Raw genomic sequence first — 26,188 nt, 5'->3', positions numbered from 1 at the left:
GATATCTTCCCCGTATTCGGGAGAATCAGATCTCAATAGATACTCAATTCAGAGCGTGGCCGAAGTAGCCGAGGTTAATCTTAATGTTAATGTTCAAATTAGATTTAAGTCGATTGAGTATGTGCATCCACTATGAGCGACCAATTCACCGAAGCCCTCGATCAAACAGAGGAGGCACAGGAAACCTATGCGAATCAACTCGGGATCAAACCAGAGAAGATTCCGTTTACGGCTGAAACACTTCCTGACGCGGGTATTGCGGTACGCACGAATCAAGATCTGCTCAATGAAGTTGCGAGCCACATCCTGAATCGAGCAGGCCACATCTCGATCGTCGATGAACGGGGAGCTGGGAAATCTCACTTCCGTGATCTCGTGTACGATGCTCTTTCAGAGGGGCCTCGGAGCGAGGAGTTCCGAGTCGCTCGAATACGCGAAGTCGAGTCCATCACAACCCGTCGCTTCTATACGCGTCTTCTTGACGAACTCAGTGAGTACAATGACCTTGAGATTCCAGAGTCGTACCCTCATGCCACAGACGAAGTTCGTCAGCTTGTCGAAGAGGTTGCCGAACAACTCGAATCTCTCAATATCGCGTGTATCATCCAGGTTGACCAACTCGAGGATGCAGCTCGGAATACACGAACTTTCGAGCAGCTACTAGCCGCTTTGCAGAGCGTCGGTGACCTCGGAGAAAGTGAACCTGTATTCATTCTCTTCCTGTTCGGAACTGAACGTGCTGGTGATCGAATTGACGAACTGCGTGAGACGCTCAGTTCGCGACTCGTCGCAAAGGATCGAACATTGGAACGGTTCGGATTCGCAGAAACCGAGGAACTCATCGCCAGGTGGCTTGCCTGGGCCCGTGAAGAAGAGTACGATTCTGGATATCCGTCTGACCCCTATACAGCGAATGCCATCGAGACTATCGTCGAGGTCAGTGATGGGACCCCGCGTGATACTCGACAGAAGTGCTATCATGCCTTCCGAGCTGGCGCACAGCAGTTCGCTGCCGAACGAGACGTCGAAATCACGAACGAGACGTTAGACGCATATCTTTAATATTAAGGTTAAGAATAAGGGCGTATGAGCAACGACAATCCATTTGGCGAAGCAATGGATGAGGCATCGGAGGAAAAAGACCGAGAAGACCAGCAACCTACATCAGACTTCGATACTGAACCCTACTATGACGCGCTCAACACTGGCGTAAAGGACCACACGATAGGCGTCTCCGTGAGCGAAGAGATGCATCAGTTCTGGCGTGAACTCCAGGATACAGACGACGTCGACGTCGACCCTGCCCAGTCCATTCGGAATCATCTCGAAAATCTCGCGCATCGACATCCCGACGTGTTTGAACGAGCAATGCGAAAGCTCGAAATCGATCGCGAGATGTGATCATCAAGTTAACCAACAGAGAATTGATATCCAATCCATTGTTGGTTAACTAACTCACATGATCGAATACAGCTCTTAGATTAGTGGATACGGCTACACTATACCAGTTTCTTCGCAGTTACGATATCAATCAAATCCACAACGACATCGTCAATTCGGCTATCCTCACCGAGGATGTCAAGGGTAGCTTCGAGATCTGTTTTCAGTTCGAACCGGCGACGAATGAGTCAGAGTTTACACTTCGATGCCGGGGTGTCAGACGTATAGCTTACACTTCGATGACGGGGGAGACGGAGACCGTGTCGAAGAACAGACACTCAGATTCGCACGAAGTTGAGGCGAACCTCATTACACATCGATGGCGGGGGGCCTCTTATCAAATGTACTTCGGAGACGGTTCTATCACAGAGAGCGTGAAACCGGATATTACGGGGATAGGTTAGTTATATTGCCCGAATAAACATCGACGGGGGTGAATCTTTTTAACGCTCCGGCGTACACTAAGCGTATGACCGGTAGTGATCAAGACGGGACGGATCAATCTCTTCTTGGTGAAGGAACGCATTCTAGAGTTGACGAAGAACAAATAGAAACTGCTCATGAAGAAGTTGTCGGAGACACGGTGCCGGACCAAGATAAAGTAACTACTGAAGACAGTACTCAGCGATCGATCCGGGACATGCTCGACGATGAGGGGGAGACATCAGTCTTCGTCAATCGAGACCTTGTCGAGCCAGACACAATCATCGATGAGGAGCGAATCGTCGGTCGTGACGATCAACTTGAATCTGTTGTCTCATTTCTGAAACCGACACTCCAAGGAAATCGCCCCCCGAATATGCTGTTATACGGTCCTGCTGGGACAGGGAAATCACTCATCATCGGGGCAGTCACACAACAAATTATCGAGCTCTGTCAATCGAAGGGCAAACGCTTCGGTGTAGTTGATATCAACTGCCAGCCGATCAACACCCTCGACCAAGCAGTCTTCGAACTCGTCCAGACCGTTGCGAAGGATGTCGACACGAAGATCGGCGTACCTGAAACGGGCGTATCGACGAAGCATAAATATCGACGACTGTATAAACTTATCAACGAACACTATGACTCGGTCATTTTTATCCTCGACGAGATTGACCTCTTGGTCGGCCGGCGAGCAAAGGACGAACCTGCCTATTCAAAACTACTCTACCAGCTGTCACGAGCGAGTAATACAAACGAAATCGAAGGGCAGGTATCAGTTGCTGCACTGACGAATGACCCGAAGTTTATGGAGGACATCGACGGTCGTGCCGAGAGTTCATTTAATCCGCGAGATGTCTATTTCCCAGATTATGACGCAAATCAATTACGCCAGATACTCGAAAATCGTCGTGATGCCTTTCGGTCTGATGCATTAACTGACGACGTATTACCCCTCGTATCGGCATTTGCAGCACAGAGTCATGGGGACGCACGAAAAGCAATTGATTTGTTTCGCGGTGCCGGTGATCTCGCGGATGAACGTGGTGACGAGAAGGTTCGCGAAGACCATGTCCGCGAATCCCAGGAGGAAATTGACAAGGATCGGTCATTAAAACTTGTGGAGGGACTGACGACCCAAAAAAAGATCTCACTTTACGCGACAGCCTCTGTTGCGCATTTCTCGAATTGGTCAGGGAGTTCCGTTCCAAGTCCAGTTGGATTCAAGGTCTATCAATGGATTACCGAAGAGATAGATGCTGACCAGATGACCCGCGAGACATACGTCAAGTATGTCAAAGAACTCTCCACCTATGGTCTGATCTCGTCCTCCCGGAAGAGTCGAGGACGTGGTGGCGGAATGTACATGGAGTTCACCTTCACAGGAGATCCCGCAGCAATGATGAACCGAATTGTCGATGATACTCGAATGGAAGCAGTTTCCGATCAAGAAGATCTCCTCCGAACTGTCATCAACTCACAGTTAAAGAAGTTCCATAATCAGTGAGTTAGCGGTGGGCCACGCAAAGGAACTCCTCGATCCCTCACCCCCCGTCTTCGATGTGTAAACTTGGATCCGATCCGATAAGGACACATCTCAAGGTCAGCAAAGTGTTACTGACACAATCAATGAGTGAAAAGTCAGGGGCATTATCAAGCTTCCTCAAGAACTGCGACAGAAGACTGCATCCCAATGTTCTCGTGAACACCCTCCCCCCGTCATCGAAGTGTAAACGGCAGAAAGAGGTGAAGGTCGAAGATCGGGATGAGAGGTTGTATCGGTATCAGAGGACACAAGAACGGAGATATCGCAACAAACAACCATTGTGACGGTCTCGATGAGAAGAGAAACTACGCTCAGTTCGTCGGAGTTGATTTCCTCCTCACCTTGCTATCAGGTCTAGTGCGGATATGGTTATTACGCTTCCTATATAAAACCTTGCCAGACTAGAGACAACCATGAATTAGAACGTGAATCTACTGTTTGAGACCGCCTCTACTGTGTATATCTCCTTTTTTCGTCGTTTTTCACTCTTCTCACGTTCTGCCCCCACTCCTCTCGCAGAGTTTTACACATCGATGACGGGGGGGGAGTGTGGGGAGGTCGAGTCTTACTCGCAGGATACCCTCACTGGCGAGCCGACATCGGCTGCACTCTTCTTACTGTCCGATGGCGCTTAGCGTCGCTACGATCAAGGACCTTCCAGATAAGTTCGCTGTATCATCTCTCACTACTCGATGATAATCCTTGTCTGCTTTTCAATTGCAATATTGTATCTCTTTTTCATGAGTGTAGGCTAACATTGGCTTAGCTGTTAACCCCGCGACTTTAGGTGCGGGAGGAGGTCAATTGCAACCCTAAGTCTCAATAGTTACTCGGTGGAGTCTTTTGGATCGACGGGTGCGATGTACTTGTTCTTCCAGGAATTCCCCTTGCGCCACTGGCAGTACCCTCATCGTCAGTAGGATCGGTCGAAATCCCGCGTTCTTCGAGGGCAGTCTGTTCATCACCAGTGATCGAGGCTGCGTTCTCGAGTTTCAGTGACTTCACGCTCGCGTTTAGCGCGTTTCCAGCGGACAAGTTGGTCAGCATATGTACTCACTTGGTCGAGGCGCTCGGGTAGCTGGCGTTCGAGTGGCTCGTAAAGGGCGTGCGGTCGACAAACGGTCCATACGCTGGTGATGAAGGGGTTCGGTTCCACGCCAACCATATCATTCCGTTGTCAGACGGTGGATCGAACCGGCTGTCGAATGTTTGCGGCGCTAGCAATCGCTCTGTGGGTCGTCCTCGTTGTTCGGAGAATCACCCTCTCCACAGAATGGGCTCATTAGGTTGATCGTGTGGCTGCCAGTCATTCTCGGAGCATAGGCAATTGCCTGTGACTATATACGATGTCCGATATAATTGTATCTATGGATAAATTAAGGATCAAATCTAAATACGAGCACCTAAGAGAGCGAGTATGGCACGCAAAACGAAAGGTGCCCGAGTCCTGACCGTCCTGTTCGCATTCATTGCAACTACTGGGATAGCTGCTGCCCAGCAGAGCGAGATCAACAATTCTTTGTCGGAGATTGAGTCATTCGTCGCAACAACACTCGGCCAGATCGGTGTCATCGTCTTTCTCGTTGGTGCCGCTGCCTGGTTCGTCTCCCGCAAGCATGCCGACCGTGCCCAGTGGGGTTGGCGAGGTATGTGGGGCGGCGCTGGGATGATCGTCCTCTCAGTTAGCTATAACGTGTTCGTGACGCTCTTCGAAAACCTCGCCCCGGGGATGGTCATGCCCTGGATCGCCTTCTAAGTAGCACAGCCAATAGAATCACGACTTACCCCCAATCGATCCCCTTTCACCCCACCACGAATGGATGGCCAACGATTGTCGCTTGTACTGCTGCTCATTGTCACCTTGTCACTTTCAATTAGTGGTACGGCGACGATGTCCACCGCGGAGATGACGGCCAACGACACAGACGTCTTCATCTCCGATAAACCGGATCCCGAGGCTGGCTCAGTCCCACCGTTCGTACTCCCAGACCTCGAGGACGTCGATGAAGAAGAGAATATCTCGGTAGCAGAGCTAAGTCAGACCCGCGATTTCCACTATTCGACGACCCAACCCCCGTATCAGGTTGGCCCGGATCAGCAGACGCTGCGTGAGTACCGCCTCGACCAACTCGAGTCGATCAGGCGCAACGAGTCGACGAGTCTCTGGCTCCCCGACTCACACCGATCGAATGGTACACTCGTAACGGATGCTCACGTAACGATCCTTGGGACGGCAGAGGGGACACAAACCCGTCTCGAGTCGGACGCAGGAGACCAGTACGGGAATGAGAGTGAGTTATTGCTGGTACCGCGTGACGGGACGGTCCTCACCCACCTTGATTATTCGACTCGCATCCCGGAGGGGACCTGCGTCACGACCAACCAGACCCGGACCTGCCTCAACGTCACACTCCTCGATCAAGAAACCGACCGGACACTCGAGATCGGGTCTCAGTCATGGAGTGGCGATCCAGAGACACCTCATCAACTCGACTACGCGGACGCGAACGCGAGCGGGGCGACAACACTGGAGGTGGAAGCGACGATCACCTCGAGGCTTGCAGTCCAGGAGACCACCTACGTCCGTGAGGGGACTGACTGGGTGCTATCGAATACAACCGACAATGAGACACTCGAGCTCTCCCACACGGTCCAAGACGAGGCTCCCGTTGTCGTCACGACGAACCAGGAGCTGTCGATCGAGCAGACGATAATCGAATCAGACGACGGCATCGACCGGCTCATCCTCGAGTTCGATGGCCCGGAGACGCTCCATGACCGTCGGCTCTGGAGTACTGTGACGTTCGAAGAAGGCGCTGGCAGGATCGAGAATATCTGGGGCGTCTACTCACAGCGCCAGTATGATACCGCCACGCGGGGTCATCGGCCAAGTGATGAGCTACTGATCTCGCCGGATCAAACCGAGTCCAATACGACGGTACCGGTGCTCAACGACGCATCGTCGGGAGTGTCGACAGGGAATGAGACGCTCGAGCGACAACTTCCAGCGCCAGCGACCCAACAGGAGACCGTTCCGTTCCCGAACATCCTCGAGAAGCAACTCGTCGCACAGCGAGATGACCCCACGCTTGAGGGAGAACCAACCAACCTCGTAAACCCACCAGAACTAGCTAGTTCGAATAGCTTCAGCTTCGCATCCGAGCCAGCACCACTCGATGAGGACGTCAATCTCTCCTCGGTCGAACCGCGTGGACAGACGACGCTCACCATTACAAACGCAGAGCAGCCGATCGCAGAGGTTCGCGACATCCACGGCGATCCAATACCGGTATCGACACAGACTGTCCAAGAGCGCGCCGCTCAACTCGAGACGGAGATCCTCAACGACACGCATGCAGAGTTCCACCTTTTCGAGGAAGATACCGGCGAAGCGCTTGGCAACAAGACTCTCTGGCTCCACGGTGCTGCCCAGGGACAGGTTACGACCGGCTCGGACGGAACCGTAGTCGTCAAACGGAGTGACCTCTACGTGAGGGCTTCGTTCACGGGCGAGACCGATCCTGCGGAAGAGGTGTACTACAGTCCAGTTGAGACGCAGGCCACATTCCAGCCAGAGGCGTTCAACATTTACCAGCTACTGATGAGCTTCACTGGAGCATTCGTCTCGATCATTGCCTTCGTGATTTTGTACATTCCGTTCGCGTATATGAGGGGTGCAAACAAATGACCGTTCGAACTCGATCCAGTACTGTGTGGGTGCACACCCACTCCACAGCTTCCGCGCTGACGGCCACAACAGAGACCCTGCTAAATCAATGACCATTCCCAGACTGTCCGTTCCGATCAAAGGCATCACAGAAAGCGTCGACCCTACGATACTGGGGTCGGCCCAGAAGAGCTTCCCCATCCTTCTAGGTGGTGATCCCGCCATCATCGTCGCGTTCGTCAGTGATTGGATCGCCGACTTCTTCATCTACATTTTGACTGGGATCCTGGGGTTCATCACTACCCTCGTTGCGGGCGGGATGCAGTCGTTCATCATCTTCGATAGTCCCTACAATGATCCGGCAATGCAGGGTGCCTTCGAGCACAATCTGGCAATTTTCCCGCAACTGCTGGTGATCGTCTTCATGGCTGGGATCGCCTCTGCTCCGTTCTCCGATCAGCGGGAAGTGACGAACTTCATGCTGGTCTGGAAAACGTTGAAGGTAATCATCTTCGTCGCCGTCGGCCGTCAGATTATGCACTTTGGTCTCCTTCTGACAAACGCGATAATCCTGCACATTTACACCGACGACTACGGTGATGCGTTTGGCCCCGAAGTGCTCGAGGCTGGATTTGAAGGGGCAGCTTCGCTGGGCGCGGGGGCCATCATCGGTGGGATCATAATCAACTTGATCTCCGTCGCAGGCATTCTGCTCGCGCTCGGAGTCTTTGTGTTCCGGGAGTTCCTCTTCCACGCGACATTCATCTTACTCCCTGTTCTTGGGGCCATGTTGTACCTGGATTTCGGTCCACTCCGCCACAGCTCGGCGATCGCGAAAACACTCTTGCGGGCAACAGCGTACATGCTGCTTGCAGGGATCGTGATGGCGGGGCTACTCCAAACAGGTGCGGCAGCCGTTGGCGCGTATTCGGATGTCGCCGTCCAGGGCGAGGAAATGACTGAGGCAGAGTTTGGCGAACTCATCGAAGCAATGCTCTTCTGGCTGATCGGACTGCTCGCCCCTGCCCTCGTCGGCCTCAAAGCTGCCGCGATGGCAGGGATGTCACCGAGGGGTCTCGGCCGTCGGAGTGCAAAGAGCAGTTCGAGTTCTCAAAAGCAACCCTCTTCAACAGGCAAGTCGGGTGGGAAGTCGCGACGCACTGCATTGATGGAGCAGGCGAGGTACGGAGGAGCGAGAGGGGCCAGATGGGGCGACAGTCTGACGGGTGGAAGGGCGAGCAGTGCTGCGAGCAGAGTGGGATCACGCGTCGGCCAAACGAAAGCAGCAGTTGGGAGTGCAGCTTCGTCGAAAATCCCGGATCGATATGTGAGCGGAGGTAAGAAAATAGGATCAGGTGCGAAGAAAGGTGGAAAACGCGCAGCTTCGGACGTGAAAGCTGGAGTCTCCTACGGACCTCGAAATCTTCATGAATCCCCGACTGAGTGGGCGGCGGCCGGGTTGGAACGCTATCGGGAAAAGCCCGTTATCGACACGTCGTCTCAACAATCGACCAGTGGTGGGGCAGTTGAAGCTAGCACCAATGCTGCAGACACATCGCCAGACCCGGAATCAAGTCAACAGACACTGGACGAATACGACAACAACTAACGGAAGATGGAAGAAACATCCCAACCTAAGAGTGTCCTGAAGAAAGTCGTTGTCGGCAGCATTTCTCTCAGCCTCTTTACTGCGAATTATGTTATTGTTCCACTCGGGATCATTTGGATTGTATCGTATTTTTCCGATCCGATTATAGCGCTAATTGCAATCCCTGTGATTTGGATGGCGACCCCATTTACTGCACTTCTGCTGACTGGTGGTCTCTACCCACTTCATGGTGACAAGCCCGAACAAGCGGATCGGATCTGGCTGGTTGGAACTTTCATTGGAACAGCGATATTGACAGCAGTGTGGTTTCTTCCTGCCTGGGAGAATAACTGGCCTGCTTCCGCAAGCATCCTTGCTCCGCTCCGAATACCCTCTATGTTTGATAACTTTTGGTACATGGGAGCCAGTTGGCTCGTGTGTGTTCCACTGATGCTATCTGTGAGTATTGGAACCACCGTAGAACTTCTCGACGAGAAAAACTCGACGGGAGAAGGAGAGCAGACAGATACAGTGGACGCGACTGCTCAGAGAGAGAAAGCCGAGACCAAACCCAAGACGTCCCACTCCAGCGATGGAGCGACTCAAGAGCAACCTATTCCCTCTCAACTCCAATACGGCTGGCAGTCTGCGCCTGATACAAGATTTGCGGACGTTGGTGGGATCGAGCCGCTCAAAACGGAGATCGAGCGCTCGGCGATCCGGCCGCTGACCCGACTCGATGCCGCCTACGAACGCTTCAACATCTCTCCACCGAACGGCATCCTCTTCTACGGTCCTCCAGGGACAGGCAAGACGCTGTTCGCTCGAGCCATTGCTGGCGAACTCGGCCACCCGTATCTCGAGCTCTCGGCGGGCGATATCAAATCGCGCTGGGTCAATGAGTCTACCGAGCAGGTCAACCGACTGTTCGCGGAGGCCGCACAGTTCGATCGGTGTGTGATCTTCATCGACGAGATCGACGCGCTGCTTGCCTCCCGTGAAAGCGATGTCAATCGCGAGCACACCCAGGTCGTCAACGAGTTCCTCGCTCACCTGGACGCCGACGATCCGAATTACCTCGTTATCGCAGCTACGAACCGCGCTGAACTCCTTGATGAGGCGGCCACTCGTCGGGGTCGCTTTGACCAGCAGTACGAACTCGGCCTTCCAGATCGCGACGCTCGAGAGGCCATTTTCCGCGTCCGGCTCGACGAGCTACCGACGGACCTTGACAATACCGCATATAGGAAGATGGCCGAGCAGACAGAAGGGGTCAGTAGCGCAGATATCGCTGGGATTGTCGACGATGCCGCAATGCGCGCCGCCGAACGCGACGCTGACGAACTTACGCTCGAGGATCTCCACATGTCGCTCCCAGACCAACCAGACCAACGGTCTTGAGACCGTGCCCAGCAAGAGGTAGGTTAGGGCCGCAAGATCGTTCAAAATGTGCGCTTCATTGGAACATCAAAATTGGGAGTAACTTTTAACTATATATCCCTAAGACGTACAGATTGCCTATGGAAACATTCCCTATCGCAGGGCGTGTCGTTAATACGAAGTTGGTTTTCGGGTTGACCGCCCGAGAAGCTGGTGAGGTTCTCGTTGTTCCGTTTCTGGCCATGGGTATTGCCCAAAGCCTCGGCTTCACTGGGACACTGTTCCTGGGTGCCGGCGGGATCGGACTCGCCATCGGCATCCTCACTCTGCTGGTTTCCCCTGCCGGCCAACGACCCATCAGCTACGCCCGTGCCGCCGCCGAGTACTATCTCGGGTCGAATGAGTACCACAACCGGAGAACGCGACCTGAACCAGAGACGCCCGTCACTCAGGACGTTGTCTACGTTCGGCAGGCTGGCCTCGATATCGAGACAATCGAAGCCGAGCAGGAAGCGGAAGTTGACGGACGGTGATCGATGATGGGGACTGCACCCACCGACGAGACAGCCACCGAAACAGCCGCAGAATCACACGACGAGGACGAGGAGCCCGTTGTCCAGCCGACTGCCAGCAGTGACCACACGCCGCCCACACCCGAGTCCGACCTCGAGGTCCTGCGAGCACTCGACAAATTCCTTGACGATATCGACACGGATCTCCCAACCGCTCGAGAGCGCTCCCGAGCGCGTGATCACTTCGACCTCAAGGATCGCCTTGGTGGATCGACAACGACCCAGGAGACACTCAGCTTCGACTACGTCCGAGAGGATGGCATCGCCGTCGATGGTGACAGTTACATCGGCCTCTTGAAAGTCCATCCGCAGAACTGGCTCTCGCTCAGTGAACAGGCTAGACACGACACGATGAGCGCGTACATGTCCTTTCTGATGTCGCTTGAGTTCAGCGTGGCCGTCCCCTGCTACCCGAAAACGTTCGACCTTACGGGGCACCTCGAGCGCTTCTACACGGCATCATCGAGGACGACTACTCGAGAAGAGACGCCGATCCTCCAGTACGGACGGAAGTTCTACATCCAGTGGGCGAGCAACCAGATCAGAGACGCCGACCTCAAACAACGCGATTTCTACATCGTCACCCGTGTCGACGCCGACCAAGTCCACAAGAATCTCGACACGGGAAGCGTTCTGAGCCAGCTTGGCGATCTCCCGCTTATCGGCGCCGCCTGCTCACGAGTGCTCGCTCATACGCCATTCGGCAATTCGCACGAGGATGCACGAACTGAGCTCTGCATTCGCGAAGTGAGACAGCGACAGCGCCGGATTATAAACAAGCTCGGCCGGACGGAGGTCTCGATCGACCAAGTAACTGACCGTCAGGAAACCATGGAAATCCTATATCACTACTACAACCACGTCGACCCGCAGTTCGAGAAGTTCAACCAAGCGACCAAAACGGAGGGTGAGTACTGATGGGCTTCCTTTCAGGACTTCGTTCTCGTCTTACTTCGGGCAATAAGCACACGCTCAAGGAGATCGATGACGAGACGTTCGACCGGGCAGCAGCGATCCTCGAGGCTAACGGCGACGACCTTACCAAGGAAAACATCCGCGAGCAAGCCGAGCATCTCCTCGAACTCGAGGAGGTCGACGAAGGGGAGTTCCGATTGGGTGTCATCCAAGACGACACCGAGCAGTCGCTCGCCGACCGAGATATCATCGCCCCACGAAAGCTGAAAGAGGTCTCCAACTTCTTCGAATCGGGGTACATGATCCGTAACGACAAGTTCGTCCGTACGTTGACGATTCACGGCTACCCCGAACGCGTCCCCTTGGGCTGGCTCGATGAACTGTATACGACGAACGATCACGTTCGGGTCACTCAACACATCCAGCCACGCGATACCGGCTCCGTCCTCCGTAAGTTGCAGAAACGCCTCACCCAGTTACGGGCTCGCCTCCACAAGAAACACAAGAAGAGCCAGACCGACACCCACGAGGAGGAGGCCGACCGCGACATGGTCCAGGATCTCATCTGGGATATCATCCTCGGGGAAACGAAGCTGTTCGACTTCGCGATTTACATCGAAGTGGTTGCCGACACCGAACAGGAGCTCAACGAGGCAACCGAACGCGTCGTTGATTCACTCAGTACCGCGAACGCGGAAGCAGTCCCCCTCGAGAAACGGCAAGTCGAATCACAGGATGCGCTTGGCCCCCTTGGTGACGATCCGATCAAGTCGACCCAGTTGATGCAGGAGACCGCCATCGGCACGATGTTTCCGTTCATTGAGCCGGTGATTACCGATCCCGAGGGAATCTTCTATGGGTTTGATACGACGGACACACCCGTAATCCTCGACAGATACGAGCTCTCCTCGTACTCGAAAGCAATCGCCGGTACAATGGGTTCCGGAAAAACGTTCGCCGAGAAACACGAGATGTACCATCGGTTGATGATGGACCCCGAGATCGAGATGCTGGTTCTCGATCCGCTTGGAGACTTCGTCGACTTCGCGAATGATCTTGGTGGGCAAGTGATCCGCTTCGGCGGCGATAACACAGTCAATCCGCTTGAGATCCAGCGGGGCATCGACGACGCTGTGGACGATCCATTTAAGAAGAAATTGCGCTCGGTGATGGAGCTGTTTCGCATCCATTTCTCGGCGGTGACCGAGCAGTCGTTAAGCAAGGAACAAGAGGGAATTCTGCGGCGAGCGGTCCGACTTGCCTACCTCCAATACGGTATCACGGAAGAGACAGTGACCCACGAGAACACGAGCCCGACGATCAAGGACCTCCTTGACATCCTCGCGGAAATCGCCGACGGTGGCCTGCCATCGGAATTCCTGGAACTCCACGAGGATGCGAACGACGAGCGAGTGTGGCCCGAGATTGACCAGCTCGAGACACGATTTCGGGATGGCGACGAGCAGTACGCTTACCAATTATTGCTTGGTCTCGAGGCGTTCCAGAAGGGCGGCGAGAACGACAATCTGACCGGCCGGACGAACGTCGAACTCGACAACCGTTTAGTCGTCATCGACATGTCGATGTTTGCTGACACGGGGCAGGCACCACTGTTTATGCACGTGATGTTCGACTGGATCTACCAGCGAGCGGCCAGCGATCACGACCGCCGGACGCAGGTGACGATCGACGAGGCTCACTACCTGTTGCGGCGGGAGGCGACGACAGATATGATCGATCTGTTCATCCGGCACAGTCGTCATTTCAACACGGCAATCACGCTTATCTCCCAGACTGTCGATGAGTTCGTCGCCCAGTCGGACGGCCAGTCCAAGGAGGCCGCCGAGAAAGCGCGCAACGTATACAATCTCTGTGATATCAAGCAAATTTTTCACCACGAGTCGGTCAGCGACGAGATGGTCGACTTCCACGACCTCACCCCTTCCGAGCAAACGTTCCTTACGACGGCCCAGACTGGCGAAGACGGGGGCTACTCGGAGTTTTTGTTGGGTGTCAATGAGTGGTCGAAACCACTCGCACTCCACGTGAACGACTACGAAGTCAGCGTCCTCGATGATGATCTCGATCCGTGGGAGTATCTCGCTGAGAACCGGTATATCGACGCCGATGACGCCAGATTCCTTGCCGTAGAGGACCGACTCGAGGACTATAAAATTCCGGAGTCGTTGCTTGAGGAGGCGGATCTGGATGAGATTGATAAGGAGTCTGAGACCGACGAGGCGGTCGTCGAGCACGCCGATCAAGAGCGAGCCGATGTGAAGACCGAATATTACGAAAGAGACATTAGTGAGATTGCTGAGGCCGGCCAAGGAGCGACAGCAGCTGTAGATGAGGGACCAGGGGAACCGCATGAGAAGAGAGCGGAGGATTCTCGTGCTGAAGCCACAGCGGATCAAGAAGACGATCTCACCACGATCACTGGAATCGGCGAGACGTACGCAGGGTATCTCGCCGAAGCGGGTGTCGAGACGGTTGGCGAGCTCGCTGTGGCAGATACCGAGTCACTTTCAGAGAAGATGTCGATCCCGCACACGTTGCTTGACGAGTGGGTCGATGCTGCTAGCTCGATCTGTGAACCGGAGACCGCGAGTGGGGAATCCTCCCCGACTACGGAGGTGACAACCGATGCAGACGACTGAGATAACCGAGAGTAACCCCAACGTCGACGCTGAATCCCTTGAATGGATCGTGACAGAGGACGAGCAAGTGGAGCAGATCTCCGACCTGGACGTGCAGTGGACTGGTATGCCACTGTTTCGAGGCGGATCTCGGACATTTCTGGTCGCACTCGTCTTCATAGCGGTCGCGCTTGCTCTTGCGACGGAGAGCATCGCCGGGGTCACAACAGGACCGTCGCTCGTCGGGCTCGAGTCCTACACGCTCGCGGTGGAGGGAACTAGTATCGAAATCCCACTGTGGTGGCTGAGTGCTATTCCGTTCCTGGTTGGCCTGATAGGCATCGCGATCAGTGTGCGTCCGATTGTTCGGGCGCTTCGTACCACCTACGTCCTCACCTCGGAGAAACTCTATGTCCGCACGCGGGGAATTCGTGGCGATGGGTTCACGAAACTCCCGCTCGACCGTGTCGTCGACACCACTTTTCATCAGTCCTCCATCGGCCGGCTGTTGTCGTATGGAACCGTCACGTTCAGTACGTTCGACCATACGTCGCCCGAAATCCAGTGTTGGGCGATTGAGGACCCAACAGAGCTTCATGAGACTGTTCTCGAACTCGAAGCCTCCGCTGCCTCGCCACTTGAGCGTAAACAAGAGTACATCCGAGTTGTGCCGTCGACGGGCGAGCGACCGCCACGGGAAGTTATCAACCAGATCCGTCCCTTGCACGACGTCCGACGAGGTGGGGTGCCGTGGTGGCAGACACTCAACCCGCTTTCGGATCCCGACCCGCTTACGTTCGAGTTTGTAATCTACAGCGACGGGACGGACTCTCCGATCGAATTTTACTACACCTGCGAGCAACACCTGTCCACGCTCTACGATCGACTCAACTCGGCCTATCCCGACTCCGTGGAAATCGAGCGTGTGACTGTTGACTTTGCGGAGAAGCTCATCACTCCACAGCAGTACTCGTACGACGAGTTCGAAACCGCCCTCGAGAACGGCACTCTCCAGTGTACACCGGCTGAAGTCGAGGCACTCGTTCGTGTCCGGGGCTCCAAACCGACGCTTGCTGACGGAGGAGCTACGACCATCGGTGAGCAGGTCGATCGAGACAAGACTACCGAAGAGAACACCAGTACGGAGGCGTCTGATTCCGAGGCTTCCGATTCTGAGTCTTATTCTCCTCCCAGCTCCGATTCCAGTCTCCTACTCGGCACGCAACTCCCGAGCATCGACCTCGATGCACTCCGTGCGAAAGAGAAGGCAGAAAACCGCGATCCAGGGTCGCTCACGTTCGCCCTCGAGACGCCAGTTGACACTGGTGAGGGGGTACTTGCCCGGCCACATCCAGATGAAGTTGAACCGTACGGACTGCGGTGGACCGGCAGCGGAGACCCGTTGGCGGCAATCAAGAAATTCGATCAGAAAATGGGAGAAACTGATCGGTCGAAGGCGAGCTCACACGCGCCGTTGACCGTGCTAATCGATCATTTTGCAAGCACGAATCATCCAATCGTCTTCCAGGCTGCGTTCGAAGGCGAGCCCGATCTAACGAAAGAGGGTGAATACCACATTGACGAAATCGAACAGGGTCGCGAGACGCTGTGGGGTGAAGCCACCATAGCCCTTGAAGAGCTTCTACGCGGTCCAAAGAATAACGAGTCGTCCTCGTCGCGGTCAGAGTCACTCAGTGAATCCCGATCTGAGCGCATTACCGAGATCAAAAACGAAGACTGGGGCCATACGTTCACGACCAACCTGCGGGTAGTGACTGTCCCCACGAACTCGTCTCTGAGCGACACGTCCGAAATCGAACACGGCCTACGGAATCTGAGTACCGTGTTCGATCCGCTTGCCGGTGACTACTACAAACTCGAGAGCGAAACCCTCTACGAGAAAGGAGTTCTTGAGCGCAGTCGGCGCAAGCGGTCACGACGCTGTTTTGATCGGTTTCTCGATGGTGAGGTCGTCGCTGGTGGGCGGGTGAGTCGATCCAAACCCGACCTGCATCTCGATCCCGGCGAGCTCTGCAATCTGGTGATCGTTCCCAGTACCGAGCATTTGACTGATGAAGCAGTCAAAGAGACGCATGCGAATCCCGAAAGCCGCACGGCTCTTCCCGGGTTGGATACCGCCCAACGCCGCCAGTACACCACGGGAATGGTCCTCGGTCAGGACGCCAACAGTGCCGTCGAGGGGCCGCTTCGGTTACCGCCGAGCCGGCAAACACGCCACTGGTTGCTCTGTGGCGCGACTGGGAGCGGGAAGAGCCAAGTTACGTACCACATGTTGCGCTCGCTCGCCGAGACGACACCAGGGCCGAACGTCCTCTTCGACCCGAAAGGCGACAACATGTGTCAAAACTACCTGATGGCCCACTACAAGAAATTCGGGCACCTCGACGACGTGTACCACTTTCGCGTACCGGAGACGCTTCCTGCCATCTCGTTCTTCGATATTCGGCCAGCGCTCGAGGGGAACGATCGCGAGACGGCAGTCAAGGAGAAAGCCGACCACTTCCACGAGCTGATGCGGATGATCATGGGAGCGGAGAAGTACGAACAGGCGTTCGTGGCGAACGAAATTCTGACGTTCCTGATCCAAGCGTTGTTCGATCCGAAACACGGTGACGACGTCTTCGGGTTGGATGATCTCGTCGGGGCCGCGACGAGAATGCATCGTCATCAGGAGCTGCCGGAGGTTTCGGAGATCAATGCCGACATCCACGACTCACTCGCCGCCCAGTTCGCCAAGGACGAGAACCAGTTCGACACGACGATGGGGGCGGTGATGAACCGGCTGAACAAACTGAAAGAGGATCGCCACCTTCACTGGATGCTTCGACACAAACCCGGTCGCGAAGTCGAATCCACCGGAGACGATCTCTACGGCTTCCACCAGCAGGAGACCCATTTCGACTTCAGTGAGTTCCTCGAGGAAGATGTCACGATCCTGTTCGACCTGGGTGACCTGTCGTTACCCGCCCAGCGCGGGTTCACCACAGTCTTATTGAGTAATCTGTGGCACTCGATCCAGCGACGGCGGCGGACGAACCCCGAGAACGTGGTCAACGTCATCATGGAAGAGGCTGCACCGTTCGTCGCGACCGAACTGGTCGCCGATCAACTGCTCCCCCAGGGCCGATCGTCGGGACTGAGCCTCGGCTTCATCATGCAGTATCCCGAGCAGGTCAAGAAGTTCCACAATGGGAACGGTGCGTACGAGGAACTGCTGACAGAGGTGCATACGAAACTGATTGGTGACATCTCGATGAAGAACCGGTTCGCGAAGACGTTCACGCACGACGAGTTATCTGTGGAGGATGTCAGGAACCGGAACAACCGGATGGCAGCGGGCGAGTGGTTCACGAAACTCGTCTCCCCTGGGTTCGGTGAGGAGCGACCAGCGCCGTTGACTCTGCACTCGCCCCCGATCATAAGCGGGCATCCAGAAAGCGACGAGCCGTTGACGGCGGTCGAACAGCAGCAATTCGACGAAGAGCTTCTGCCGGAGGTGCTCGAGCGGACTGAGGACGAGTACGGGTTATACGTACCGACCCACGAGGACGCGATGGAGTGGTCAAATTGGAGCGATACAGATCGGCGGGCTGGTGCGCCGCCGGCGCTGGACGAAGATGAGAGTGCAGAGATAGTGGAGTCCAACGAAGAGAGTGAGGTCATAGAAGCCCAGCAGGCGCTCGAGAAGACCAGCCTTGACGATGGGGGCGACGATCAGTACGATGATCGAGACGATAGCAGTAAAGCAGAGACTACCGACGACGATCCAGTTGACGTTGCAAACGGAGCCGCCTTCTTCGATTCGTCCACGGGCGAAGAGGAATGCCCAGTCTCGGACGATGAACTTCGGCGGCGGGGGCTCTCTCGAGACGACGCGATCTTCCTCAAACGTGTTCTTGACGCGATGAACCGTGACCTCCCGGAGTACACGCTGTTGGAAGGGATGGGCGAATTACAAGAGGATCTTGATGGGGTTGACGTCGACGTGTTGATCGAACTCGGGCTGCTCGAGAAAGGGAAGGTGGACCGACGACCGTATTATACGGTGCTTCCGGATGGACGAGAGCTTCTCGGCGAGACAATCACCGCCCAACCGGGGATTGGAGATCTTGGAGAGAAGACGCCACACAAAGTTGGGGTCGAACTCCTGGTGCGCTGGCTTGAGACTCTCGAGGAGGTCGATCGAGTGGAGCGATACTATCAGCAGTCCTCGGAGACGATTTTCGACGCTGCCGCGTTCGACGTTGATGATGAACTTGTGTGGGTTGGAGAAGTGGAGATGACCTCAAATAACGTGGAGGCAGTTGTGAGTGATTACGAGAAGATGGCTGCGGTCGACGCGGATGCCGTGTGGGCGTTCCCGTCACGTGACGACGCTGGCGAGATCGTGAATGTGCTCGCCGATGCAGAACGTCTTCCTGAGAATGTGAGTGGTCGAACAGCTAACTCATTTTCACGTCTCCAGGAGGCAGTCGAAGGATTCGAAGCCGATGGAATGGCGACTATCCACACCTTCAGGAAGCTGACCTAAACAAGGTGAAATAATGAAGGTTGATATGACATTCGCATTCACCGGTGGTAGACCCTTATGACTTGGCGACAGGCAACCCGTGGCGAGGTCTATGCGTACTATACCGAGGAGTTCCCCGAGTATGTAGACCAGTTGCCGCCGTTCATCACACCAACGGCACCGAAAGAGTTCGGGATCAGCTTCCGCGAGCGCCATCCCATCCGCAAAGCGGAGCGCCCCGATCGCGACTTCATTCGACGGCCGACGTGGCGCACTGACTCAGATGGCGAGCCGATTGCACAGAACTTCAGCAACGTCGAAGAACTCGTCTCGTTCATCCAATCTCCCGCACGGTACGACCCGTTCCAGGGGAGTGAATACGCCTTGGCTGATCCCGATCTGCTCGAGAAGAGTGATCCGATTTCGGATGGCGTCTACTACGGGTTGGACAACTGGGACCGATCGTGGGTTCTCGCGGTCGATATCGATGCGAAAGGCATCGCCACAGCACGCGCTGAACGCGAACTTGACGAGAATGACCTCGAGATCCAATCAACAGATGTGAGTCGTGACGACGCGTTGCTCGCCGAATTCGAGATTTGTGACGCCGATCCGAGGGGGTATCCCTACTCGTTCGAGGACATCGACCGTGCGATCGAGTACGGCTTCGAAACACGAGACCTCTTCATGGATGTATTTGCTGCCGAGAAGACGATGGTCGTCTATTCCGGTCAAGGCGTCCACGTCTATCTGCTCGACAACGAGCTTGAGTACGGGTATGACGAGAAAAGCCGAGAAGTGCTCAACGATCTCTTGCTCGAGCGTTATGAGATCCCGATCGATCCCGTTGTGACTGCCGACCGAAGCCGTCTCCTTCGCGTGCCCTACTCGTTGCACGCAGAGGTCTGCCGTGTCGTCCAGCCGATCGAGAGCCCAGCGTTCGATCCCCGAACGGAAGCCCGACCACAGTTCCTTGAAACCGAGCGTGAACTTACCCATGATTGATCCACGAGAGACCGAGCGAGACGCCTACCTCGCTGCAGCGATCCCTATCAACTACACTGACAGAGAGATCGTTCAATTGTTCACCCGCGGGTACGACCGCTACGTCGTCGATAATACGCCAGACCGAGAGACGCTGCTTTCGGATATCGAACAGTTCGGGACTGCTGCGTTCAAGAGTTCCAAGCGTAACCGTCCGCTCGAGTACCCATTCGTCGACGAGCCCGCAACGCTCGTTTTGCTGGCTACTCTCAGTTCAATCTGCGTGAGCGAACAACCTCGCTTCGAGGACACGCCGCCTCGGCAGAACCAAGTCCTTCACAACATCCGCGAACTGTTCGCGACTAACCTCCTCGCACTTGTGCATGAGTACGACGATCCAACGCTCTACCAAGAGATGGCTGAGGTCCTCTACGCGAAAGGCCCCAGTCAGGACGGTCCCCACCCGGGTCGCGTTTGTACGGACGTCAAACCGATGCCCGAATTCGACGAGGAGGTGACTGCCGATACCGAGTACGATCTCTACGTCGAGATCCCAATGGCGGCTGCCTCTCGAAAGTGTCTCGCTCGAGCATCCACCGAAGCGACGAGTGCCGACGAAACGGGCGAGATTCGAACGCAGGTCAAGGACAATCATCTCTACGTCCCACTCGACCACCTCCATGACACTTATCGATCGTACGGCAAGCGGTGTTTTGGCCGGCTACAGGCAGTCCAAGAGGATGAACTCGGCGAGCCACAACGCAAGTGGCTTCGAGAGCACGAAACTGCCATCACCGAGCGGACTGACTACGCCCTCGAGATCGGCCACTACGAGAAGGTGTGGAAAAACTGGGATCAAGGCGAGCAGATCGTCCGACTACTCCGAAATGCTGTGCAAGCATCACCACACACTCAGATCGGTGAGTTTCATACTGCTCAGGAGTTGTCCGATGCTCTTGAAGTATATGAGCCAGAAAACGAGAGTGAACGAGCCCAGCTCACACAATTGTCGACCCCCCGAAGTGTAGGGAACTCGCTTGCAGATCACTTATCGCATCGATCGGTGACAGTCGATCGGGGTGACCGCGTCAATACGTATCGGATCGGCCACTCGGGCGGTGGATCGCGGCCACTCGAGATTACGGAACTCGAAGACCTGTTTGAACTGCCTTGTCTTGCTGCGATGGATGAGCGACTCCAAGAGGAGAAACCGGTCCGAAAAGACCTCTTCAACCTCGTTCGGATGGTAATGTGGCTCCCGCAGTACCGCGAGAAATCCGTCGACGCGATCACCGATGAACTCAAAGACCTGTTCAGCCGGTGGCCATGGTTTGATCCAGAGATCTCTGCCTACCAGATCAAGTACGAAGCCCGACGGGGCGATCGTGGAATTGGCCCCGACGGGAACACACCCCTGCCAATGAATTGTAATAATGACGATATGCAACGGTACTGTATTGGCAAAGAGCAGTGCCCCTACTCAATTTATGGTAGCCTTCCATTCCCCGACGATATGTACGACCAACTCGAGGAAACCGACCCCGTTTAGTATAGCGATGAACTCCCTCGGATCCAACCCTCTCTTTAGCCCATTCATTTCACAACTATACAGAGGATCTTAAAACCGGATTTGGCGCTATTCTACTAAATCAATATAATATCTGGAATACATTAATTACATATACTAAACAGGAGATAAAATCACGTTGCGTATTATCTGAGCCTTCGTGATGGAGAAATCAGCAGATAAGGGATATTCTTCTAAGAATGTGATATCGAACTGTCCCTTCTGCCGTTCTTCAATTTGAACATTGAAACTCAGAATCGACTGAGTTGGGTGGCTGAAACTCCCCGTTGCGCGTTTTTTGACTTTCGTGCTTGAAATTTTCACTCGTTGCGCGTGTTGTTACGGCCTTAGATATGTGCAACGGGGATTTAAAATGATTTGAGTCCGCAAAACTGGTCGTGAATGACGAAAAATCGTCCAAAGGAATGGGGAGGTATGCAGAAATAGAGGTGTGCGCGACGGGGAATGAAACGTGGAGAGTCAGAGAGCAGGGTAGGTAAATACGTCAGGATATAGTGAATTAGATAGGAGGTGTGTTATGACTCGAGAATGGTGGGATTGAGTTGGGTGTAGAAAGGTGGAAGGTAGGGGCAGTAACAAGGGGGCGGACGGAAGGAGAATGAGAGAGGAGTGAGAAGCATTTTCAGAATACGATCAGTGGGGGACTGGAGAGCGGTAGAGAGGTGGGTGAGGGAGAGGTGTGAAGCAAGGTGATAGATATACAAGAAAGTTGAGAAGAGAGCAGAATGTGAGGGGCCAATAGAGAAAGAAGAGGGGTGGGAGAAGTAGAGAGAGGATGGTGCTCGAGAAAAGAGAGTGAGGTCTGGAGAACGAGTGAAGGGCGGAGAACAGGGTAGAGTGTGGTGATCTGAGGAGAGGGGAGTGGGGCAGAGGACTGGAGCAGGGAACTGGAGATGAAGCTGAGGAGAGGTGAGAGTGGGAGGAACGTACAAGCTAGTAGCCAGGCCGTGACGGGAAGTTTGGGGAAAAGCTCGAGGAGAGAGAGGACTTGGAGGGAGAGGTGGTGGAGCGGGGGTTGCTCTCCTCGAGGGGAGGATAGAGGCCATGGGGAGGATGTCGACGGTGAGATTGGGCTCGAGGCAGTGGTGAGTGAAGAGCAGCAGAGGAGACGTGAGATTGGATGATTGCGATGGTGGTGGACGTAGCGTGTCAGGGAAGACATTAGGCTAGGCGACCGCGAGGCGGTGTTATTTGCCCACCTGAGAGGAGTGAGTCGGGATATGAGCTGGACTGACCAACACTAGGTGGAGGAGGCAGCGGATGATGATCAGATCCTGAGTGAGGAATTCGACGACTGGGTTCGAGAAGGAACAGCGCCAGGCGAGGAAGACGAATCGGAGGTAGACCAAGCTGATACCACAGTGGACGAAGCCGGCAGTACAGCCGAGGATAGTGAGGGTGAGCAGGACAGGGTTGCATCGACGAGTTCAGGTACTGTCTCGAGGCAGGGGTCAGACAAGCCACTGATGATGGACCAGTGTCCGCGGTGTGACGGTCGCGAGTTCGTTTCGAAAAAGCTCGTGTACGAGGAGTTCCACTACAGCGAGGAGGGCGAGCTCGAGGGGCACCAGAACAGAGTCCGAGCTGAGTTCGAGTACACGTGTCTGGAGTGTCAGGAACGGTTCCACGAATTGCCGAGGGGTGCGCGATCGTACTACTCGGAAGTGGCGGTGCTGGGGCAGGATCTGCGACGAGCGATTCAAGTACAGCTGCGAGCATGGAGCAGTTTGATGAGATCCTGGATCCGGAAGTCGTACAGAAGGTAGGGAGTCGGTGCGGTTTGAGTGAGTGGGAGGACGGGAGTGGTGAGATGAGGTAGGTGAGTATGGCGAGCGGGACGACGGGCGGACCGCCCCGCATAGCACCGCCCTCCCACGATCACCCGCCCACCTCCAGGTTCCGGGCTGCTCGCTCGCTTTCTTCGAGCTCGCTGTGCTGCCGGGCTTTCCCCCAGTGCAGAGTGTCATAGGTTCTTCTCAAAGTTGATTTCTCCCAACACACCAGTGAATCAGCTGGTATGTAGGTGGGCGAACTTATCGGCAATAGTATGTGGTTCTACATAATTTCATCAGGTGGAGAGTCTGTGATTTTCATCGGATCTTCGTTTCGCACCAGAACAGTACATCCCTCGTGGGTGAATTCCACGGACACATCTGATGAGATACGCTGTGAATGTCGCATCAGCTCGTTCAGCGCCTCTGGGTTGATGCTGTTGTAGAGCGGATCAAGGTCACACTCAGGAGTACCTTTTACAGCAGCAATTCCTCGTATTACAGTCTGTACTATGGATTCCCACGGTTGTTCTTCTACAACAACTCCTGACCCGCCGTCCGCGGCTATCTGATGTTGGTTATAGGATTCCATACGATGTTATGACTAATTATATCCCTCTACCAAATTTCCCCCTCAACATATGGAGTGTAATATTCTGAGTGAATTTCTCTCAGACAATTAGCGGTACATCTATTGCCTGTACATAACACGGAGTCTTCTTGAAGTGATTCGAACTGAAGCATCAGCTCATTATGCAAGAGTGCGCACTGAACGGTACCTCTCCTCAACAACTGTCTGTCGCCCTCCGTAAAGGAAGTAATTTTCGCACCCCGATACTTTCGCATTAAGAGGCGTCATGGGGGAAGGTGCCGGTCATACACGTTTCGTCGGTGACCAATCGCCTCGACGATGAGAACGTTGTCGTCGCGATCCCATGTGATGATCGCTCGGTAGTCGCCGGCGCGAAGTTTGTAATATGGGTAGCCGGAAAGACGCTCGAGTCGGTGTTCGGTCCAGTCAGTCGCCTCATCGACTTTATTCATCACACGATCGGCGACTTGCGGGTCAAGGTTCTCAAGGTGGCCGATCGCTTGCTCAGTGTACTTGACGTCAGTCATTCAAGCCGAGGCGCTCGCGAACGTCGTCGGCTGATTGCGTTTCGCCCTGCTCTCGCTGCTCGCGGCTCTTTTCAAGTTCTTCAAGCGTCTCGTCAGAGAGCCTCGTCGGTGGATCGATCCAGTCGCGGAGTGCGTCGCGGATCGCTTCCGACCGTGAGGTATACCCGCGACGCTCGTACTCCTCGTCGATCTCCTCGAGGAGCCGGTTTGGAACCCGGACGTCGATTTTGTTGGTGCCGTTGCCGTTCCCTTCACCGGCATCGTTAGTGTCAGTACTCATTACCCTGTGAGACGTGCGTCTCACAAATAAATGTTTGCTCTATACCTAACGCGTTTGGTCTGGTGATCTTGCTTCTCGAGGGCAGACCGAGTATTGTGCAGTTGAAACAGCCAGTACCTCTGGGTGACGATCGAGACAGCAGTCCGAGTGTTGGACAACTGAGATCGGCCTGGCGGGGATGCGACGTGGACGATCGATGGGTTCAATATTGGTGGTGAACGGGACACTCGAGAAGAGAGGGAGAAAGGAGTACACTTCTACCGAAAGCCCTCGGCCGCTCGGCATCCCGCGCCTCGCTGCGCGCCTCACTCCCTCGCTGTGCTCGGTCGTTGCGGTGCTTACGTCGGCGGGGGACGGCCGAGACGTCCTCGCCCTTTCGAAGCCCGCCAGGCTGTGCTAAAGGTGGGGATGCTGTAGCTGTCCCTCGACCGCTGTAAACGAGACGGCACGCCCCGCTCGCCTTCCCTCCCTCTGCATCGCTCGCGACCGACCATTCCGGGCTGCTCGCTCCCGGTGGTCGCTGTGCTGCCGGGCTTTGGTTTCGACGCCAGCAGGTAACCGCGAGGGGTTGCGCGGCGTCGCTGCTCACCCCCCACGGTTACTCCGCTGGACGCTCGCGCCGGTAGTCTCGGCGCGCGGTGCTGGCTGGTGGGGGTGAGTGTCCCGCTCTACTCGCGCCTCAGGGAACCTGAAGGCGCGAGCGAGAGCGGTTACAGGAGACGAACACAGTTGGGACTCAGAGGAGTTGAAGGTGAAGACGCGTTGGAAAGCGCCTTCGGTGTTAAGCAATGAGTTCTACGAACTTCCGAGATGATAAAACTTCGGATGGATCGAGTGTCAACCAAGAGGCGGCTGCGGAGAAGACGGACGCAGGCGTGGCGGTGGAAGACGAGTTCGCGGAAGACATCGTGGATGAGACGCCGGAGTTCCAGGCGTCGGTCGAGCAGGAGATCAACACGAAAGTCGAGACGAACCACCCGGAGACGATGGTTGGACGCGAGGAGAACGAGTTCGGATACCTGCCACTGGCACAGGAAGAGCGGATTCGGGCTCGAGAGGAGGAGCTCGAGTTGATCAGCGCAAAGGCGACGTTCGGAACGCAGGAGGGGCGAGAGAAGCGGACGCGAGAGATCGTGGTCGAGCAGCGCCGAGAGCGGCGGGTCGAACGGGTGGACCCCCGCTCGGAGCTGGAGCAAGAGCAATTGGCGGAGGTCAACAAACAATCGGTGCGAATCACGGAGACGGTGCGTGGAGGTCCAAGCCGGGCGGCAGTGAGCCGTGGACTGGCGGAGAAGGTGACGGACGGGACGTCGATGATCGACGCAACACTCGAGGAGATGGACGAAGTGAAGGCCGAGTCGGGAACGATCGTCGACATCGCAGATGTGCCGGAGGTAGAGGCAGGCGAAGTGGACGTGGAAGGCGAGATCATTAAACTATGGGAGCCCTCGCAGCCGTCGATCAGCCAGGTTGGACTGATCGCGGATGCGACCGAGAAGATGAAGTTCACGATCTGGGAGAACTCCTATCAGACAACAGTGAGCGAGGGAGAGACGGTGCGAATCAGGAACGCGGCGAAGAACTGGCACAACGAGCGATGCAGCCTGGCTGTGACCGGCTGGAGTCGCCTCGAGTTCCCCGAACGCGGGCGGTGGTGGACCCAGGAATAGGCGAAACAGCTCTCTTTTTTGTGTGCCCAACCACACGCTCGCTTCGCTCGCGCCCTCCCCAGCCTCCTCGCTTT

19 protein-coding genes are annotated in these 26,188 nt (G+C 55.3%); 15 read left to right on the top strand and 4 right to left on the bottom strand.

What is annotated here, in order from left to right:
- Positions 1 to 132: 132 nt before the first annotated feature.
- The 8 genes from LDH74_RS22790 to LDH74_RS22755 all read left to right on the top strand — a co-directional run bounded on the left by LDH74_RS22790 (position 133) and on the right by LDH74_RS22755 (position 10,577).
- Positions 133 to 1,062, top strand: a complete 930-nt coding sequence (locus LDH74_RS22790; protein WP_226043043.1) for a hypothetical protein — start codon at positions 133 to 135, stop codon at positions 1,060 to 1,062.
- Between the two features lie 24 nt (positions 1,063 to 1,086).
- Positions 1,087 to 1,401, top strand: coding sequence for a hypothetical protein (locus LDH74_RS22785; RefSeq protein ID WP_226043042.1), 315 nt, complete (start codon positions 1,087 to 1,089; stop codon positions 1,399 to 1,401).
- A gap of 679 nt (positions 1,402 to 2,080) precedes the next feature.
- Positions 2,081 to 3,370, top strand: coding sequence for an orc1/cdc6 family replication initiation protein (locus tag LDH74_RS22780; RefSeq protein WP_226043152.1), 1,290 nt, complete (start codon positions 2,081 to 2,083; stop codon positions 3,368 to 3,370).
- Between the two features lie 1,456 nt (positions 3,371 to 4,826).
- Positions 4,827 to 5,165 carry a hypothetical protein gene (locus LDH74_RS22775; RefSeq protein WP_226043041.1) on the top strand — a complete coding sequence of 113 codons (339 nt, stop codon included), beginning with the start codon at positions 4,827 to 4,829 and terminating at the stop codon, positions 5,163 to 5,165.
- A gap of 777 nt (positions 5,166 to 5,942) precedes the next feature.
- Positions 5,943 to 7,097, top strand: a complete 1,155-nt coding sequence (locus LDH74_RS22770; protein WP_226043040.1) for a hypothetical protein — start codon at positions 5,943 to 5,945, stop codon at positions 7,095 to 7,097.
- A 25-nt stretch (positions 7,098 to 7,122) separates the two neighbouring features.
- The gene (locus LDH74_RS22765; RefSeq protein ID WP_226043039.1) at positions 7,123 to 8,685 is read left to right on the top strand and encodes a hypothetical protein; all 1,563 of its coding nucleotides are present in this window, start codon (positions 7,123 to 7,125) and stop codon (positions 8,683 to 8,685) included.
- A gap of 6 nt (positions 8,686 to 8,691) precedes the next feature.
- Positions 8,692 to 10,065, top strand: coding sequence for an ATP-binding protein (locus LDH74_RS22760; RefSeq protein ID WP_226043038.1), 1,374 nt, complete (start codon positions 8,692 to 8,694; stop codon positions 10,063 to 10,065).
- 119 nt (positions 10,066 to 10,184) lie between these two features.
- Positions 10,185 to 10,577, top strand: coding sequence for a hypothetical protein (locus LDH74_RS22755; protein ID WP_226043037.1), 393 nt, complete (start codon positions 10,185 to 10,187; stop codon positions 10,575 to 10,577).
- A gap of 54 nt (positions 10,578 to 10,631) precedes the next feature.
- Here the strand turns inward: LDH74_RS22755 and LDH74_RS22750 are convergent, their stop codons facing one another.
- A complete protein-coding gene (locus LDH74_RS22750; RefSeq protein ID WP_226043036.1) occupies positions 10,632 to 10,922 on the bottom strand; it encodes a hypothetical protein in 291 nt (96 codons plus the stop codon).
- A gap of 45 nt (positions 10,923 to 10,967) precedes the next feature.
- On the opposite strand from LDH74_RS22750, the gene LDH74_RS22745 reads away from it, so the two are divergent.
- The 6 genes from LDH74_RS22745 to LDH74_RS22720 all read left to right on the top strand — a co-directional run bounded on the left by LDH74_RS22745 (position 10,968) and on the right by LDH74_RS22720 (position 23,039).
- On the top strand, positions 10,968 to 11,534 hold the full coding sequence (locus LDH74_RS22745) for a hypothetical protein (protein ID WP_226043035.1): 567 nt from the start codon (positions 10,968 to 10,970) through the stop codon (positions 11,532 to 11,534).
- Entirely contained in the window at positions 11,534 to 14,191 is a 2,658-nt protein-coding gene (locus LDH74_RS22740; RefSeq protein WP_226043034.1) for a DUF87 domain-containing protein, read from the top strand. The genes LDH74_RS22745 and LDH74_RS22740 overlap by 1 nt, the downstream gene beginning before the upstream one ends.
- The gene (locus LDH74_RS22735; RefSeq protein WP_226043033.1) at positions 14,178 to 18,722 is read left to right on the top strand and encodes a PH domain-containing protein; all 4,545 of its coding nucleotides are present in this window, start codon (positions 14,178 to 14,180) and stop codon (positions 18,720 to 18,722) included. The genes LDH74_RS22740 and LDH74_RS22735 overlap by 14 nt, the downstream gene beginning before the upstream one ends.
- 57 nt (positions 18,723 to 18,779) lie before the next feature.
- Positions 18,780 to 19,706: a DNA primase gene (locus LDH74_RS22730; protein WP_226043032.1), complete on the top strand. Its 927-nt coding sequence runs from the start codon at positions 18,780 to 18,782 to the stop codon at positions 19,704 to 19,706.
- Positions 19,699 to 21,234: a primase-associated protein gene (locus tag LDH74_RS22725; protein WP_006111188.1), complete on the top strand. Its 1,536-nt coding sequence runs from the start codon at positions 19,699 to 19,701 to the stop codon at positions 21,232 to 21,234. Before LDH74_RS22730 ends, LDH74_RS22725 begins: the two co-directional genes overlap by 8 nt.
- 1,283 nt (positions 21,235 to 22,517) lie before the next feature.
- Positions 22,518 to 23,039, top strand: coding sequence for a hypothetical protein (locus tag LDH74_RS22720; protein ID WP_226043031.1), 522 nt, complete (start codon positions 22,518 to 22,520; stop codon positions 23,037 to 23,039).
- 289 nt (positions 23,040 to 23,328) lie between these two features.
- On the opposite strand, the gene LDH74_RS22715 is transcribed toward LDH74_RS22720, so the two are convergent.
- The 3 genes from LDH74_RS22715 to LDH74_RS22705 all read right to left on the bottom strand — a co-directional run bounded on the left by LDH74_RS22715 (position 23,329) and on the right by LDH74_RS22705 (position 24,444).
- Complete coding sequence (locus LDH74_RS22715; protein WP_226043030.1) at positions 23,329 to 23,637, bottom strand: HalOD1 output domain-containing protein; 309 nt, start codon at positions 23,635 to 23,637, stop codon at positions 23,329 to 23,331.
- A gap of 263 nt (positions 23,638 to 23,900) precedes the next feature.
- Positions 23,901 to 24,164 (bottom strand): type II toxin-antitoxin system RelE/ParE family toxin, encoded by a 264-nt coding sequence (locus LDH74_RS22710; RefSeq protein WP_006111185.1) that lies wholly within the window; start codon positions 24,162 to 24,164, stop codon positions 23,901 to 23,903.
- On the bottom strand, positions 24,157 to 24,444 hold the full coding sequence (locus LDH74_RS22705; protein WP_226043029.1) for a ribbon-helix-helix domain-containing protein: 288 nt from the start codon (positions 24,442 to 24,444) through the stop codon (positions 24,157 to 24,159). The genes LDH74_RS22710 and LDH74_RS22705 overlap by 8 nt, the downstream gene beginning before the upstream one ends.
- A 788-nt stretch (positions 24,445 to 25,232) precedes the next feature.
- Between LDH74_RS22705 and LDH74_RS22700 the strand changes: the two genes are divergently transcribed.
- The gene (locus LDH74_RS22700) at positions 25,233 to 26,114 is read left to right on the top strand and encodes a DNA-binding protein (protein ID WP_226043028.1); all 882 of its coding nucleotides are present in this window, start codon (positions 25,233 to 25,235) and stop codon (positions 26,112 to 26,114) included.
- Positions 26,115 to 26,188 lie beyond the last annotated feature (74 nt).

The organism is Natrinema sp. DC36 (assembly GCF_020405225.1).
Lineage (GTDB): Archaea > Halobacteriota > Halobacteria > Halobacteriales > Natrialbaceae > Natrinema.
This window is presented reverse-complemented; position numbering and strand designations above follow the sequence as displayed.